General features: G+C 66.7%; 13 protein-coding genes. 7 read left to right on the top strand and 6 right to left on the bottom strand.

What is annotated here, in order from left to right:
* Positions 1-17: 17 nt before the first annotated feature.
* From AB4Y91_RS16315 to AB4Y91_RS16305, 3 genes are all read right to left on the bottom strand, one after another.
* Positions 18-419: a TfoX/Sxy family protein gene (locus AB4Y91_RS16315; RefSeq protein ID WP_441419468.1), complete on the bottom strand. Its 402-nt coding sequence runs from the start codon at positions 417-419 to the stop codon at positions 18-20.
* 94 nt (positions 420-513) lie between these two features.
* Entirely contained in the window at positions 514-2,094 is a 1,581-nt protein-coding gene (locus AB4Y91_RS16310; protein ID WP_441419467.1) for an alkaline phosphatase D family protein, read from the bottom strand.
* A 152-nt stretch (positions 2,095-2,246) separates the two neighbouring features.
* On the bottom strand, positions 2,247-2,699 hold the full coding sequence (locus AB4Y91_RS16305; RefSeq protein ID WP_441419466.1) for a DUF4383 domain-containing protein: 453 nt from the start codon (positions 2,697-2,699) through the stop codon (positions 2,247-2,249).
* A gap of 255 nt (positions 2,700-2,954) precedes the next feature.
* On the opposite strand from AB4Y91_RS16305, the gene AB4Y91_RS16300 reads away from it, so the two are divergent.
* Positions 2,955-4,211 carry an NAD-dependent epimerase/dehydratase family protein gene (locus tag AB4Y91_RS16300; protein ID WP_441419465.1) on the top strand — a complete coding sequence of 419 codons (1,257 nt, stop codon included), beginning with the start codon at positions 2,955-2,957 and terminating at the stop codon, positions 4,209-4,211.
* A 139-nt stretch (positions 4,212-4,350) separates the two neighbouring features.
* On the opposite strand, the gene AB4Y91_RS16295 is transcribed toward AB4Y91_RS16300, so the two are convergent.
* Complete coding sequence (locus tag AB4Y91_RS16295; RefSeq protein WP_441419464.1) at positions 4,351-5,529, bottom strand: aminotransferase class V-fold PLP-dependent enzyme; 1,179 nt, start codon at positions 5,527-5,529, stop codon at positions 4,351-4,353.
* A 251-nt stretch (positions 5,530-5,780) separates the two neighbouring features.
* Here AB4Y91_RS16295 and AB4Y91_RS16290 point away from each other — a divergent pair, with 251 nt between their 5' ends.
* The 3 genes from AB4Y91_RS16290 (at position 5,781) to AB4Y91_RS16280 (ending at position 8,151) form a co-directional block, all read left to right on the top strand.
* The gene (locus AB4Y91_RS16290) at positions 5,781-7,001 is read left to right on the top strand and encodes an acyltransferase family protein (RefSeq protein ID WP_441419463.1); all 1,221 of its coding nucleotides are present in this window, start codon (positions 5,781-5,783) and stop codon (positions 6,999-7,001) included.
* 228 nt (positions 7,002-7,229) lie between these two features.
* Positions 7,230-7,433 (top strand): cold-shock protein, encoded by a 204-nt coding sequence (locus AB4Y91_RS16285; RefSeq protein WP_011690916.1) that lies wholly within the window; start codon positions 7,230-7,232, stop codon positions 7,431-7,433.
* 253 nt (positions 7,434-7,686) lie between these two features.
* Positions 7,687-8,151 carry a hypothetical protein gene (locus tag AB4Y91_RS16280; protein ID WP_441419462.1) on the top strand — a complete coding sequence of 155 codons (465 nt, stop codon included), beginning with the start codon at positions 7,687-7,689 and terminating at the stop codon, positions 8,149-8,151.
* Positions 8,152-8,278: 127 nt separating this feature from the next.
* On the opposite strand, the gene AB4Y91_RS16275 is transcribed toward AB4Y91_RS16280, so the two are convergent.
* The gene (locus AB4Y91_RS16275) at positions 8,279-10,123 is read right to left on the bottom strand and encodes a BTAD domain-containing putative transcriptional regulator (protein WP_441419461.1); all 1,845 of its coding nucleotides are present in this window, start codon (positions 10,121-10,123) and stop codon (positions 8,279-8,281) included.
* Positions 10,124-10,222: 99 nt separating this feature from the next.
* Between AB4Y91_RS16275 and AB4Y91_RS16270 the strand changes: the two genes are divergently transcribed.
* Positions 10,223-10,417: a hypothetical protein gene (locus AB4Y91_RS16270; RefSeq protein WP_441419460.1), complete on the top strand. Its 195-nt coding sequence runs from the start codon at positions 10,223-10,225 to the stop codon at positions 10,415-10,417.
* Positions 10,418-10,502: 85 nt separating this feature from the next.
* Complete coding sequence (locus tag AB4Y91_RS16265; protein WP_441419459.1) at positions 10,503-12,122, top strand: alkaline phosphatase D family protein; 1,620 nt, start codon at positions 10,503-10,505, stop codon at positions 12,120-12,122.
* Positions 12,123-12,240: 118 nt separating this feature from the next.
* On the opposite strand, the gene AB4Y91_RS16260 is transcribed toward AB4Y91_RS16265, so the two are convergent.
* Positions 12,241-13,134 carry a glucose 1-dehydrogenase gene (locus AB4Y91_RS16260; protein WP_441419458.1) on the bottom strand — a complete coding sequence of 298 codons (894 nt, stop codon included), beginning with the start codon at positions 13,132-13,134 and terminating at the stop codon, positions 12,241-12,243.
* A 317-nt stretch (positions 13,135-13,451) separates the two neighbouring features.
* Here AB4Y91_RS16260 and AB4Y91_RS16255 point away from each other — a divergent pair, with 317 nt between their 5' ends.
* A complete protein-coding gene (locus AB4Y91_RS16255) occupies positions 13,452-14,630 on the top strand; it encodes a TerC family protein (protein ID WP_441419457.1) in 1,179 nt (392 codons plus the stop codon).
* The last annotated feature ends 286 nt before the right edge of the window (positions 14,631-14,916 follow it).

The following is a 14,916-nucleotide window of genomic DNA, read 5'->3' as shown; positions in this document are numbered from 1 at the left end:
GCCGGGGGAGGGAATGGCTACTTCCTCGGCGCTTTCGGTGCCTTGGAGGCCTTGGCCGCCTTCGGGGCCTTAGGCGGCAGCCCGGCCACATACTCGAACGCCCTTTCCACCCAGGCCCTGGCGCGCTCCTCGCCGGTGCCGCCGCCGTCGCCGTTCCAGACCTCCGGCAATCCGGTGTAGCCGCCCATAGGGCGCTCGGCCGGGCCGAACGGAACGGTCCGCTCCGAACTTTCGAGCGCCGCCTGATCCGCAGTGGAAAGCTTCACGCCAATGGTGGAGCCGAACAAGCCGGCGAACATGTTGCCGTTCACGAACGCCCCGAGGTTTCCGAACATCGGCTTGATGACCACCCCGGGATGGTCCGGAATCAGCGAGCGGAAGTGCTCCTTGTCGGCGTCGGACGCTTTGGGCATTTCCATGCGTACCTCCCGGAAATGGGGGCCATTGAACAGGTCTTTCTGCAGGATATGCCCGGGGCCGCGCCCGGTACAGACCGCCGGTGTTCTGCCCCCGCTACTGCAGCCCCGGCACCCCGTCCCGGATCTCAAACGACGCCTTCGTGCTCACCGGTGCGCCCGGCGTCGTGACGTAGTCCAGCGTCCGGAAGGCGGCGGTCATGGCGTCCTTGGTGATGCGGGTGTTCACGTAGCCGCGGTTGTCGTTGTAGAACTTCAGGTGCGGGTTCCAGGCCATCGTGGCGTCCGTGGTGGAGCCGGTGCCATTGCCGGTCGAGGTGATCGAGGTGCACACCAGTTCGGAGCCGACCACGGGGGAGGCCGGCTCCTTGTAGTCCACCTTGACGTCGTTGGCCCAGTTGCGGTGCACGTCGCCGGTCAGGACGACGGCGTTCCGCACGTCCGCGTCCACCCAGCCCTGCGTGATGCGGCGGCGTGACGCGGCGTAGCCGTCCCAGCCGTCCATGGAGACGTCGTCGATCTCCGGTGCCTGGTTCCGGTCCCGCTCGGCGAAGAACACCTGCTGGCCCAGAATGTCCCAGCGCTGCGTGGAGTTCCGGAACCCCTCCAGCAGCCACTTCTCCTGCTCCGCGCCGGTGATGGTGCGGTCCTCCGCCAGGCGCTCGGTAACGTTCTTCCGCCAGCCGTCGCCGGCGAGCTGGTCGTCGCGGTACTGACGGGTATCCATCATGTGGAAGTTGGCCACCTGGCCCCACTGCAGCTTCCGGTAGATCTTCATGTCGGCACCCGCCGGCACGGACGAGCGCCGCAGCGGCATGTTTTCGTAGTAGGCCTGGAACGCGGCGGCGCGGCGCTGCCGGAAGTGCTGGGTGGTGTCGTTCAGCTGCCCGGCATCGCGGTTCTCCGGGACGTCGTCCGCCCAGTTGTTGTCCACCTCGTGGTCATCCCACACCACCAGCCACGGCGCCACGGCGTGCGCGGCCTGCAGGTCGGCGTCGGCCTTGTACTGCGCGTGCCGCTGCCGGTAGCCGGCCAGGTTCACCGTCTCCGGTCCTGCGTGGTCGCGCGGGTTGCTGCCGCCGATCACGTAGCTGTCCTTCTTGTACTCGTACAGGTAGTCGCCCAAGTGCAGCACCAGGTCCGGGTGGTCCTGGGCCAGCCGGGCGTAGGCGGTGAAGTAACCGTGCTCGTACTGCGCGCAGCTGGCGAACGCCATGGCCAGCGCCGCCGGCACCTCGTGCGGTGCCGGGCTGGTCAGCGTCCGGCCCACCGGGCTGATGTGCCGGCCGGTGCGGAACCGGTAGAAGTATTCGCGTCCCGGCCGCAGGCCTTTCAGCTCCACGTGCACCGAGTGCGCGGTCTCGATCCGGGCGTGCTCGACGCCGCGGGCCACCACCGTGCGCATGCCTGCGTCCTCCGCCACTTCCCACGCCACCGCGACGTTGCGTGCGGGCATCCCGCCCAGCCCGTCCCCGGCCACCGGGTCCACCGCCAGCCGGGTCCAGATCACGAAACCGTCCGGCCACGGCTCGCCGGAGGCGATGCCGAGCCGGAACGGATCGGTGCGGAGACCGGCGTCGTCCGCGGTGGAAACGGCGACGGCGGCCCCCGGCCAGGCGGCGACGAGCCCCGCTCCGAGGCCGGCGGAAAGAACGGATCTGCGCGAAATGTTGTCCATGCCCGCCACGCTATTCACGCCGGATTGACCCAATCCAAGGAAGACATGAATGCGCAGTTAACTGCGTGACAAGACCTGACACGACAACCGTGCCCGCCGGGTTCCGGCGGGCACGGTTGTCGTGGAGGCGCGGTGCTCCGTGCGGCGCTGGCTTAGGCGTGTGCCTTGGCGCGGCCCTTGGTGAGGATGACTGCCAGCGCGATCATGCCGGCGCCGAGCACCAGGTGCAGGATGTTGTCCAGGCTGTTCAGCGGCACGAAGTCGCCGGCCGAATCTTCGGGAACTACCAGGCCGTACACGAACAGGACCAGGTAGATGACACCGCCGTAGAGCAGGAAGGAGCGGGCGCCGGTGGCGGTACGGGCCAGCAGCAGGCCGGCGGCGCCGAAGAGCAGGTGGACGATGTTGTGCAGGACCGAGACCTGGAACAGTCCCAGCAGCATGGCCTCGGAGTGGTGGCCGGCGAATTGCAGCGACTCGTAGTTGGTGGTGATGCCCGGGACGAAGCCCAGGATGCCGACCAGCAGGAAGACGGCGCCGACGGCGAGGCTCGCCTTCTGGACGGTGGTGCGGGCTGCGGTCCGGTTGTGGGTCGTGGTTGTCATGCTGGCTCCTTGGGTGCGGGCTTGCGGTGAGGGAGCGACCTGTGGTTCGGCCGTTCCGATGCTTATGCCAGCAATTCGGAGGACATTGAGCGGCGGATTGCTCCATCCGGCGGAATTTGCTCCGGGGAGCAGCAGGGCGAGTGAATCCTGCGGGACTACTCCCGTGCGACCAGCCGGAAGCCGCACCGTGAGCTGACCCAAAGCATTGACTCATGGGCAGTGTTTGCTCTACGTTCTCGAATTACGGAACCACTCATGCATTTTGTAAAAGCGGAAAGCGTGATTTTCATGGGGTCAGCCATGATTGAGACGAACGACAATATGCTCATGATTCTTGGCGGTGACGGGTATTTGGGCTGGACGCTGGGACTGGCGTTGGCCAACCGCACCGGCCGGCAGGTGGTTCTGGTGGATAACCTCATCAAGCGCCGCTGGGAAGAAGAGGCTGGGGCCAAGGTCCTGGTGCCACTCCGGAGCCCCGAAGCGCGCATCGCCGAATATGAACGGATCTTCGGGAAACAGAATCTTTCATTCGAGAATGTCGAACTCCTGGACCCGAAGGCTGTTGAGAAGGTAATTGCGAAGTACCGGCCCGCCGTCGTCATCAACGGCGCCCAGCAGCCCTCGGCGCCGTTCTCAATGAGCAGTGCGGAGAATGCGGCAGCCACCTTTACGAATAATATCGTCGGCCACCTCAACGTGCTGTGGGCTATCGCGCACCTGAGCAGAGCCACTAAATACATCAAGCTTGGCTCCGGAGGCTGCTACATGGCCACCGACACCGATGCGGTCCCGCTCGGTAAGCACGACTTCGCTTTCGAACATGAAGGCCGGCAGCACAAGGTCCTGCAAAGCTTCCTTCCGATGCAAGCCACCGACTTTTACCATCAATCGAAGATCACTGACCTGCTGATCGATGACCTTTGTTCAAAAATGTGGGGCTTGAAGGTCATGACAGTCCAGCAAGCCACCATCTTTGGAGCGACAGTTCCGGAAAACCATTCACCTGAGCGTGGCGGACTGGCCGCCAGATTCAATTACGACGCCGTCTTTGGCACGGTCATCAATCGCTTTGTCTGCCAGGCCGTCGTCGGCCATCCCCTGACTGTTTATGGCGACGGGACCCAGAAGACCGGCCTGATCAGCCTGACCGACACGGTCGACAACTTCCTCAAGTTGATCGACCTCGACGTCGAGGCCGGTGAACACCTGATGGTGCACAACTTCACCCATCGTCTGAGTGTCGGTGAAATAGCCCAAAAACTCGCAGAAATCGATTCCTCGGTCAAAATCGAGCATGTCACCAACCCCCGCCAGGAAGCGACCGGCAAGCTGGAACCCCACGTGGAAGTGCATGAGGCAATCAGGGCCTGTCACAGGGACCTGGAGGCCCGGCTGCAGGCGGAATTGGCCGCCATGCTCGAGTTCACGCGCCGCTACAAAGACAACATCGAGCCGTCCATCATCATGCCAAGAGTTAATTGGTCTCCCAGGCAAGCCGCTGCCCGCTAACCCTGCCCACTAAGCCCGTGGCCGCCCGCACCGCCCCGGCCCCGCCCGCTGAACCGTTGCCCATACCGCCCCGGCCCCGCTCGCTGGCGGCGTTACTGGCGGCGTCACCCGCGATCACCCGCGATCACCCGCGCGAACGCTAGCTTCTGCTACCGTCGAGGAATTCTCGGGCGAGCCGGGCCAAAACCTCGACGTCTTCCAGCTTGGACTCGTGGATGAAGGAGAGTCGGGCCACGTCCTGGATGGGCTTTAGGTAGACGCCCCGTTCCGTCAGGAATCCGCATAGGCCGGCCGGATCAGGGATGCGTAGCGAGACGATGTTGCTTTGATGCGTGCCGTGATCAATGAAGTCCAGGTTGTGTTCGTGCAGAATACCCTTGATCCCCGCCAGGAGCTCAAGGTTTTTCTGTTCGATGGCGCCCATCCCGATGGCGTTGGTTTCCCGGAGCGCTGCATGGAGTGCCGCCAGGCCGCTGACATTTTGGGTCCCATCCTGAAACCGGGCGGCCGTACTTTTGAGCACGTAGGAATTCTCGTCGAAATGTTCCACGCTGCGAATGCCCGCTTTGCTGTCACGCAGGAGGGGCATGACGTTCCGGTTGACGTACATGAAGCCGATCCCCATGCCGGCGCGCAGATACTTTTGGCCGCCGCAGACCAGGATGTCCACCGGGGTCCTGGTTAGATCAATCCTCCGCGCACCAACGTGCTGGACGGCGTCGACAACCAGGAAGATGCCCAGGCCGCGGCACTTGCGCGAAAGTAAGCCGAGGGCCGGCATGAATCCGTCGTACTGCTGGGCCGAGGAGATGCTTATGGCCCTTGTTCGCGGGCCGATGCTCTCGAGCAAACGCAGGAACGCGCCTTCATTGTCGCGGCCCGTAATTACCCTCACCGTCACGCCGTCGTGGCGCTTGCGCAACCACGGCAGCAGATTCGCGGGATATTCGTTGCCGAGCACCAGTACCTCATCGCCCCGCTGCAGCGGCAGGGCCTCACTCGCCATGATGATGCCCTCGGTCGTATTTTTTAGGTACGTGATTTCTTCAGCCGCACAATTGACCAGCCGGGCGGCTTCGGTGGCCATGTCGTCTGCCAGTGTGTCGTATTGGTAGAGCACTTCGGGGGGCCCGTAGAGGTAAAAATCCGCCATGAATGTGCGTGCGGCTTCATAAGCGGCCCGGCTCATCGGCGCAACGGTGGCATAGTTGAAAAGTATTTTCTCGGATATCGGTGTGGGGCCCTTGCGGACTGGGCCGCGGAGCGCGGCCGCCTCGATTGCCTGCGCAGTGGAGGCCAGTGTCGCACCCTTACGCATGGTTGCCTCCCCGCTTGGCACCTGTACCTCGACCCGTACCGAGTGAAGCTCAAGTTATAGGCGCGGTGATCCCGTGTCACGAGTAGTCATTACCCGGAAAGCGCCCGGTTTCAGAGGCCATGTCGCTGCGTGTCCGGGAGGATGTGCCCGGGAATTTTCCGTCGGGAACCAGACTGCGAGGGCGCGAATCCATGCCTGCGAGCTAACACCAGCCACCCGCCCCAATGTAACGAACTGGTAACATAGGGCTGATGCCGAATCAGTCTGGTCAAAAACGAGTCACCCAATTGGACGGCCTCCGCGGGATAGCCGCCCTGGTGGTCATCGCCTGCCATTTGCTCTCCACGCTCCCGGGAATCGGGAATGTGGTCTTCGATGACCGGTCCGCACCACTCGACGCTGCGGGGCACTGGGCGGTATTTTCCCCGCTGCACGTCCTTTGGAACGGCACTCCCGCGGTCCACGTCTTCTTTGTGCTGTCCGGCTTTGTCCTGATCCTGCCGTTCACCCGCGGGGACAAGGCCACCCGCTGGACCACGTACTACGCCAAGCGATTGCTGCGTCTCTACCTGCCAGCCTGGGCGGCCTTAGCCGTGGCGGTCGCGCTGGTCGTGACTATCCCACGCACAGTGTCTTCCCTGCAAAGCTCCTGGGCGAACATGTACGTCACCGACCCCAGCGTGGGCCAGGTCGCCAAGGACGGCCTGCTTCTGTTGGGCGCGAGCACCATCAACACCCCGCTGTGGACCCTCCGGTGGGAGATCTTGTTCTCCCTGCTGCTGCCGGTGTACGTCTTCGGTGCCCTCCGCTGGCGGCGCTTCTGGCACCTGAAGCTCGGCATCGTCGTGGCCCTGGCCGCGGTGGGCGCGGTGCAGCACATCGATTGGCTGATCTACCTGCCCATTTTCGCCATCGGCGCGATCCTCGGTGCCGAACGCGAACGGATCCGCGAGCTGACCCGCTCGTGGCCGCGCTTCGTCTGGCTGCCTGTCACCGCCGCCGGCCTGGTCCTGGCTAACGCAGAATGGTTCAGCCCCGCCAAACCGGTCGACGGCGTCGAGGCGCTGGTAACGGTCGGCGCGACGCTGCTCGTCCTGGTGTTCCTGCTGTCCGGCTCCGCGAAGAAGCTCGGAGACACCGCCGTTGCCCAATGGCTGGGCCGGATCTCCTTCAGCCTCTACCTGGTGCACCTGCCGATCATCCTGGCCGGCGTCACCCTGCTACGGTCAGTCTCGCTTCCGCTGGCGCTCGCCGTCTCCGCGGTTGCCTCGTTCGCGGTGGCCGAACTGTTCTACCGCTTCGTGGAGCAGCCCGCCCAGCGCCTCTCCATAGCCGCAGGACGGGCCGTGGAGAGGCGGCTCGGCGGCCGCCGCGACCGCGCGGATCCCCCGGCGAAACCGGGCATCGCGCACGAGGTGGGAACGACGTCGTCGGCAGCGGACCTCGGCCGGACGCGGCAATCCGTCTCGTAGGTAGGCGCGCGGCGGGGGCGTCCCAAAGGGCGCCGATGATGACGAGTGGTAATCCTCCGCCCATCCGTCCTGTAGAGTAGTTCTTGTTGTTGTGTTTATGCAGTTCGTAGTTCAGGCAGTACGCACGGTCGAAAGCCCGTGTTCTTCTGAAGCAGCGGTTTTGAGCACCCCAAACAGGAGGACCCGAAAGTCGGGACAGTTCCTCCACCTTCACGAAGGACAAAAATAATGGCTACTGGTACCGTCAAATGGTTTAACGCTGAAAAGGGCTTCGGCTTCATTTCCCCCGATGACTCCTCACAGGACGTTTTCGCGCACTACTCCGCGATCAACTCCTCGGGCTTCCGCTCCCTCGAAGAGAACCAGAAGGTCTCCTTCGAAACCGAGCAGGGCCCCAAGGGTCCTCAGGCCACCAACATCCAGGCTATCTAATTTCCTTAGATACCCGGAACCGTTAGGTTTCCAGCAGGGCCCGTCTTCGGACGGGCCCTGCTTTTGTTTAACCCGGATGTGCCAAGCGTGCCCAAGTAGCTCGCGGTTGTTGTCGTTTTGAGGCCCCAAAACGACAACAACTGCGAGTCAGTTGGGGCCTAGACACCGTCCACGTGCGGGAGCATCCTGTTGCTGTCCGCGTTCGCCACCACGCGGCCCCCAGGGATTGGCGAGGGAAGCTGGCACAAGGATCATGAGCGAATCACCAGACGCCCGGCAGAAACTGTCCGACCGGATCGACGAGAAGCAACGCGCCGTCCGCGCCTACCTGGCCCGCGAACGGCCCCGCCGGAACCGGCTCTCCAACGTCAGCATTGTGGGCAGCGGACTGGCCGCTGCACTCACCGCCGGCCCCGCGGTGGGCGGCACGGGATTCACCCACGCCACGGCAAACCTGCTCTCGCTCAGCGAGGACTCGATCGTCTGGCGGGTGCTGTGCTTGCTGGCCGTGATCCTCTCCGTCGCCGCCGCGCTGTCCACCAACTTCGCCACCTCGCGTGCCGTCGCGGACCGGGTCAGCGCCGCCGAAACCTGCAGCGCCCAGCTCGAAAGCCTCGCCGTCTCCCTGGACATCGGCCACATCGACGTCGACGAAGCGGTCAAGCTCTACCAGCAGTACGCCGGCCAGGTCCCGTTCGTGGAAACCGCGCACGCGTGAAGGCTGCCTTGCTGCCGATGCCCTGTCAGTTATGGCTGGTCTGAGCCCGTCGGAACAGCCAAAGCTGATAGAGCATCCGCCTCGCACCAACCGTTTTCCCCATCGGAAGCGCCCGACGTCGGCCGCCTCACCCGGCCCGGTGCCCCGCCTGCCGCCGCGCCACCCACCCGGCCAGCACCGGGTTGTCGATCTCCTTCGCCAGCCACTGCGCGGATTCGGCGGCGCCCGCATCGCCGAGGGCCGCCCGGTGCGACTGCGCCCGCACGGCAAACTCACGCATCCCGGACCGGCTGGCCAACGCACCCAGCCGGTCCGCGAACTCGGAGGCCCGCGGCGAACCCGAGGCCAATGCCACTTCCGCCGCCACGTCCAGCAGCCGGGCCGAGTACCAGAGGTACCACGGGCTGGGCGCCATGCCCCGGCCCACCCAGTGTTCGGCGGCGGCCAGATCGCCGTGTGCCAGGAACAGCCGCGCCTCGGCCCCGGCCGCGAGGGCCATGTAGCAGTGGTCACCGGCCAGCTCCGCCATCACCCAGGACCGGTCGATCAGCGCTGCCGCCTGCTCGAGCTCCCCTGCCGCCAGATACGTCTCGCCGCGCAGCCCGGCCACGAACGGCTCGAACGCCGTCCAGTGTTCCGCGGCCACCCCGGCCAGGGCCCGGTCCAGGCACGCCCCGGCCGGGCCAAGTTCGCCACGGATGAGGTGGACCCGGCCCAGCAGTGCCTCCCCGAACGCCTGCTGCCGGCGGTTCCCGGCCTCTGCGGCGAGCCGCACCGACTCGGTCAGAGCGGCCACCGCATCTGCGTAGCGCGCGGTGTCCGAGGCCAGCATGCCCTGGATTGCCAGGATCCTCGACTGCTCGTCCGGGAACCCCCTCGCGGCCCTCATCGCCCGCTCCAGCCAGCCGGCGGCCCGGTCCGGCACACCGCGCTGCACCGCCAGGTAGCCCAGCTCCCGGTACGCGGCAGCAGCGGTGCGGGAGCCGCCGTCGGGCGACTCCGCCGTCAGCGCGCGGTGGAGGAAGTCCGCCACCTCGGCGCCGCGGCCGCCCGCCTGGTGGATGACCGCCCCGGCCAGTGTCACGAGCGACTCGGCCAGCAGGTGTCGTTCGCCCGCCCGCTGGGCCAGTTCGACGGCGAGGCGCAGCTGCGCCAGCCCGCGGTCCACCGCGCCGGCCAAGAGCGAGGCTGCACCGGCGTCGAGGTAGGACCGCACGGTGGCAGCGTTCGCCGGGGTGCCGGAATCCGCAGCGGTCCCCGGTTCCGAGAGCGCCCGGCGGACCTCCTCGGGCAGCGGCAGCCCCAGCTCCGCGCGGTACAGCTCGCCGAACTTGGTGACCTGCTCGCGGGCGCGGCGCTGCTCACCGAGGGCCACCAGCGCCCTGACCAGCACGGCGGTGCAGTCGGTGTTGAACGGATCCCGCTGCAGCGCCCGGGATGCGAGGGCGGAGGCGTCCGCCGGGGCGCCGGCCGCCAGCGCCGCCAGCGCGGCGTCGTAGAGCAAGGACTGCAGCGCGTTCTCAATCCGGTAGCGCTGGTCCGCGAGCCAGGATTCAAACACCGGGCTGTCAGCAAAGTTCAGGCCTTCCAGCAGCTGGCCCTCGAACCGGCGCGGAGCGACGTCACGGCCCCCTGCCGAACCCAGGAGCTCCAGCACGTCGCAGCGCCAGCCCGGCTGCAGCTCCAGCCGCAGGGGATCGCCCGCGATCGCCGCGCCGCCGAGCACCCGACGCAGCTCGGAGAGGTTCCAGCGCAGCGCGCCGAGTGGATCCGCGGCGTCGGGAAACAGGAGCGCGGCGGTCCGCGCGCGGCCAACGCCGGCCGGGTTCAGGGCGAGGTAGGCCAGCACCGCCCACGCCTTGCGGCCGCGGGGCTGCGGGGGAGCCCCGCCCGCGGAGTCAAGGTCCGTGGGTGCTGGGTCAGGGGGTTCGACCCGGGGCGGGCCGAGGAGCCGAATCCAGGTGTCGGCCATACCGAATTTTACCGCCGGAACGTCCTCACACGCCTGCTCACACGGTGCTTGCAGACACTGAAGTCATCCACCCGCCACCCACCACCGAGGTGCATCACCATGGAAGTACTTGCAGTCCTGCTCGCCGGATCCGCCCTGGTCGCGATCCCCGGCACGTTCGTCGCCATCCTGCGGGACGGCCACGGCCACACCCCGGAGGTCCGGTCCGACGAACCGTGGAAAGCCGGCAACCTGCCCAGCGAACCCTACGCATCGGCGAACCGGGCCTTCCCGCCCACCCTCTGGTTCCGGTAGACACCAGCGCCGGGCGCATCCACTGGCCCGGCGCTGTTCACGCTCCCGCCACCACCGGTTTACGCGGGCAGTCAAGGATGGCACCATGACTGATTTCACCCGCCGCAATGTCCTCAAAGGTGCCCTGGCCGCCGCCGGCGCAGCCGCCGTCGTCCCCGCAACGGGCGGAGCGGCCAGCGCCGCCCGGCCCGCCGGAGTCGCACTGGTCCGCAACCGCCTGACCCTTCCCTCCGGCATCGCCACCGGCGATGTCACCACCGGCTCCGGTGTGCTGTGGTCCCGCGCGTCGGGCCCCGGCCGGCTGGTGGCGAACCTGCTGGCCGTCGACGACGACGGGTCCCCGCTCCGCGGCGGCCGCGCCTTCAGGCGGGTGCTGCGGGGGAGCGCCGCCAGTGAGGCGACCGACTTCACCGCAAGGATCAACGCCGAACACCTGCCCGCCGGCACCCGTTTCGCGGTGAGCCTGCACTTCGAGGACGCCGACGGCAACGCCGGCGAGACCGCGCAGGGATCGTTCAGCACCGCGCCGGAGACCGGGCTGCTGCACAGTGGCCGCGCCGCCCGCGGCCAGAGCTTCGTCTGGAGCGGCGACACCGCCGGCCAAGGCTGGGGCATCAACGAGGAGATCGGCGGGATGCGCGGCTACGCGGCCATGCACGCCACAGCGCCGGACTTCTTCATCCACTCCGGCGACACGATCTACGCCGACGGGCCGATCAGCGCGCAGGTGACCGAGCCGGACGGCAAGATCTGGCGCAACCTCGTCACCGAGGAAGTGTCGAAGGTGGCCGAATCGCTCAACGAATACCGCGGCCGGCACCGCTACAACATGATGGACAGGAACGTCCGCGCCCTCTACGCGGAGGTCCCGGTGATCGCGCAGTGGGACGACCACGAGACCCACAACAACTGGTACCCGGGCCAGATCCTCACCGACAGCCGCTACACCGAACGCCGCGTGGACGTGCTCGCCGCCCGCGGCCGGCAGGCCTGGCAGGAGTACCAGCCCATCGCCGGGGTCAGCGCCGGCGGCACCGGCTTCGAACCGGCCCGGATCTACCGGAAGATCAGCCGCGGCCCGCAGCTGGACATCTTCTGCCTGGACATGCGCACCTACAAGGACGCCAACACGGACGGCAAGGAACGGCAGCTGACGCACATCCTGGGCCAGGAGCAGGCCGACTGGCTGATTCGCGAAGTCAGCAAATCCAAGGCCACCTGGAAGGTCATCGCCAACGACCTCCCGCTGGGGCTGGTGGTGCCGGACGGCCCGGTTAACCAGGAATCGCTCTCCAACCGCGACGCCGGCGCCCCCTTGGGCAAGGAACTCGAGCTCGCCGGGGTGCTCTCCGCGTTCAAGCGCAGCCGGGTTAAGAACGTGGTCTGGCTGACGGCCGACGTGCACTACTGCGCCGCGCACCACTACTCGCCCGAGCGGGCCGCGTTCACCGACTTCGACCCGTTCTGGGAATTCGTCGCCGGGCCCATCAACGCCGGCAGCTTCGGCCCCAACGCCCTGGACGGCACGTTCGGGCCGGAGGTGAAGTTTTTCAAGGCCGGCGCCTACGCAAACGAATCCCCGCGCAGCGGCGAAAGCCAGTACTTTGGCCACGTGGACCTGGGCGCCGACGACGTCTTCACCGTCAGCCTGCGCAACGCCAACGGTGCTGTGCTGTGGAGCAAGGCCCTGCAGCCGGAGCGGTAGCGCTGGGAGCGGGCCGGCGTCGGCGTCGTACTTGGGTGGGCGGGACGGCGTCGCAAACATGAGTGGGCCCCTCCCGGAAAGTCCGGGAGGGGCCCACTGGCGTGAACGGAGACGGCGCCTACGGCGTCGGCATGCCGCCGTTGACGTTGAGCGTCTCGCCGATGACGTAACTGGACTCGGACGAGGCGAGGAACACGTACGCCGGCGCCAGCTCGGCCGGCTGGCCGGCGCGGCCCAGCGGGGTCTCTTTGCCGAACTCCGGCAGGTCCTCGGTGGGCTGGCCGCCGCTGGCCTGCAGCGGGGTCCAGATGGGGCCGGGCGCCACCGCGTTCACCCGGATGCCCTTGGGTGCCAGCTGCTGGGCCAGGCCCTTGGTGAAGTTGTTGATCGCCGCCTTGGTGGAGGCGTAATCCACCAGGGTTTCCGAAGGGCTGTAGGCCTGGATGGAGGTGGAGTTGATGATGCTGGAGCCGGCCGGCAGGTGCGGCAGCGCCTCCTTGGTCAGCCAGAACATCGCGTAGACGTTGGTCTTGTAGGTGTGGTCGAACTCGACATCGGTGATGTCGCCGAGGGCCTTCTGCGCGACCTGCTTGCCGGCGTTGTTGACCAGGATGTCCAGGCCGCCGAGTTCCTTGACAGCGGTTTCGACGAGCTCCCGGCACACTGCCGAATCCTTCAGATCGCCTGGCACCTTGACCGCCTTGCGGCCGGCCTTCTCGATCAGGTTCGCGATCCGGGTGGCGTCCTCTTCCTCCTCGGGAAGGTAGGACATCACGACGTCGGCACCCTCGCGGGCGAAGGCGATCGCCGTCGCGGCGCCGATGCCGGAGTCCGCGCCGGTGACGAGCGCCTTGCGGCCCTCCAGCCGGCCGGTGCCGCGGTACGTGTCCTCGCCCAGATCCGCCTTGGGCGTGAGCTTGGCGTCCAGGCCGGGCTCCGGCTGGCTCTGCTCGGGCGGCTCGATCTGCTCGTACGCCGTAACGGGGTTCCTGAACGTGTACTGGTCAGTCATAGTTCTCCTCCGATGGTTGCGCTGCGCCCGGGCTTGTCCTCAGCCCCGGGCACGACGGCGGGTGGATCCCACAACACGCTAAGCATGCTTAGTAATTACCCTAGCCAGATCGGGGGAGCGGATGCAACGGGGGCGGGGATGCTCTGCCGACCATTGTCGGCAGGGGTGAAGTGTGTTTCACTTTTTAGGTGGAGGGGAGTATCCCCCAAATGTTCCGTCGTCAGTACGGCCGCCCCTGAGCGGCCCGGCGGGCAGGCCCCTTGGGGCCGGGAGAGACCTCCAGTTGGTGTTGACTGACTGGAAGCGGGTGCTCTTCGGTGAATGTTCCTCTGTGGGCCTGGTTGGCCGTCCTTGGCGTGATCGTCCTGATGTTGGCGGTGGACCTGTTCGCCCACCGCAAAGCGCATGTGATCGGCGTCCGTGAAGCGGCGTTGTGGTCCGCCGTCTGGGTCGCGTTCGGCGTCGGATTCGGCGCGCTGGTGTGGCAGCTGTACGGGGCCGAATTCGGCCAGCAGTACTTCGCCGGGTACCTGATCGAGAAATCCCTGGCGGTGGACAATGTCTTCATCTGGGCGATCATCTTCACGTATTTCGCCGTGCCCCGTGAGTACCAGCACCGGGTGCTTTTCCTCGGCGTGCTGGGCGCCCTGGTGTTCCGCGGCGTCTTCATCGCCGCGGGCTCCGCCATCATCGCCAGCGCCGGGTGGGTGCTCTACCTCTTCGCGGCGTTCCTGCTCTTCACCGGCTACCGGATGATCCGCCAGCGCAACGACCACCCGGAGCCGGAGAAGTCTCGGGCGCTGAAACTTTTCCGCCGGTACGTGCCCATGACCGACAAGTTCCACGGGCAGAAATTCCTGGTCCGCAAGAACGGCCTGGTGCTGGCCACCCCGCTGCTGGCCGTCCTGGCCCTGGTCGAGGTTACGGACATCATTTTTGCCGTCGATTCGATCCCCGCGATCTTCGCCGTCACCGACGAGGTGTTCCTGGTCTTCACCGCCAACGCCTTCGCGATCCTTGGCCTCCGTGCCATGTACTTCCTGCTCGCCGACCTGATCCACCGGTTCATCTACCTCAAAATCGGCCTGGCGCTCGTGCTGGTCTGGGTCGGTATCAAGATGCTGCTCAAGATCGACATCTACTACATCCCCACCCCGCTGTCGCTGGGCGTCATCGCCACAATTCTCGGCGTGTCCATCGGCGCAAGCCTTTGGGCCACCCGCGGCCAGGAGCGCAGGGCTCCAGCGGGGCCGGCCCACGCTCCGTTCGGGACCGCCACGGCCGCGGAAGTGGCGGAGCTGGAACCGCTGTGGCGGCGGGGCCGTTCGGGTGCGAAGGCAGCGGCGTCAACGACAACGACAACGACGACGACGGCGACGACGACGGCGCGTGGCGGGGAGGCGGGGAAGCCCGGCGCCGGCGAACCCGGCGGCGACCCGCATGCGGCGGCACCCGACGCCGTCCCGCCCGCGCCCGCAGAGAGTGAGGGCAGGTGAACGACGGCGTGAAACGGGCTGATCGGATTGGTTTCACCCTCCGCCGTGGCGGGGCCGGCATTCCGACTGTGACCCACTCCACAGAAGTCCGATGTCGAACGGCTGGGCGCTTTGACCCCGCCGGAGGGGCTGAAACCCGCGGATTTCCGGGGTTTGTGGCGCGGGGAGGTGCTTGCGGGGGCCGATTTGTATGGGGTCGGGTTGGTGTGTAAAGTAGTTCGAGTCGCCGCCGCTGAAGCGGAAAGATAGCGACCGACCCCCTGATAAACGGCCTGGAAAATGGCGC

Origin of the sequence: Arthrobacter sp. YAF16 (assembly GCF_052113385.1) — a bacterium.
Taxonomy (GTDB): domain Bacteria; phylum Actinomycetota; class Actinomycetes; order Actinomycetales; family Micrococcaceae; genus Arthrobacter.
Note: the sequence above shows the minus strand (reverse complement) of the source record. Positions and strands in the feature narration are given on the sequence as shown.

Excerpts from the sequence above, each read along its gene's own strand:
- AB4Y91_RS16315 (WP_441419468.1), bottom strand. The coding sequence starts at position 419 with ATGGAAATGCCCAAAGCGTCCGACGCCGACAAGGAGCACTTCCGCTCG.
- AB4Y91_RS16310 (WP_441419467.1), bottom strand. The coding sequence starts at position 2,094 with ATGGACAACATTTCGCGCAGATCCGTTCTTTCCGCCGGCCTCGGAGCG.
- AB4Y91_RS16305 (WP_441419466.1), bottom strand. The coding sequence starts at position 2,699 with ATGACAACCACGACCCACAACCGGACCGCAGCCCGCACCACCGTCCAG.
- AB4Y91_RS16300 (WP_441419465.1), top strand. The coding sequence starts at position 2,955 with ATGCATTTTGTAAAAGCGGAAAGCGTGATTTTCATGGGGTCAGCCATG.
- AB4Y91_RS16295 (WP_441419464.1), bottom strand. The coding sequence starts at position 5,529 with ATGCGTAAGGGTGCGACACTGGCCTCCACTGCGCAGGCAATCGAGGCG.
- AB4Y91_RS16290 (WP_441419463.1), top strand. The coding sequence starts at position 5,781 with ATGCCGAATCAGTCTGGTCAAAAACGAGTCACCCAATTGGACGGCCTC.
- AB4Y91_RS16285 (WP_011690916.1), top strand. The coding sequence starts at position 7,230 with ATGGCTACTGGTACCGTCAAATGGTTTAACGCTGAAAAGGGCTTCGGC.
- AB4Y91_RS16280 (WP_441419462.1), top strand. The coding sequence starts at position 7,687 with ATGAGCGAATCACCAGACGCCCGGCAGAAACTGTCCGACCGGATCGAC.
- AB4Y91_RS16275 (WP_441419461.1), bottom strand. The coding sequence starts at position 10,123 with ATGGCCGACACCTGGATTCGGCTCCTCGGCCCGCCCCGGGTCGAACCC.
- AB4Y91_RS16270 (WP_441419460.1), top strand. The coding sequence starts at position 10,223 with ATGGAAGTACTTGCAGTCCTGCTCGCCGGATCCGCCCTGGTCGCGATC.
- AB4Y91_RS16265 (WP_441419459.1), top strand. The coding sequence starts at position 10,503 with ATGACTGATTTCACCCGCCGCAATGTCCTCAAAGGTGCCCTGGCCGCC.
- AB4Y91_RS16260 (WP_441419458.1), bottom strand. The coding sequence starts at position 13,134 with ATGACTGACCAGTACACGTTCAGGAACCCCGTTACGGCGTACGAGCAG.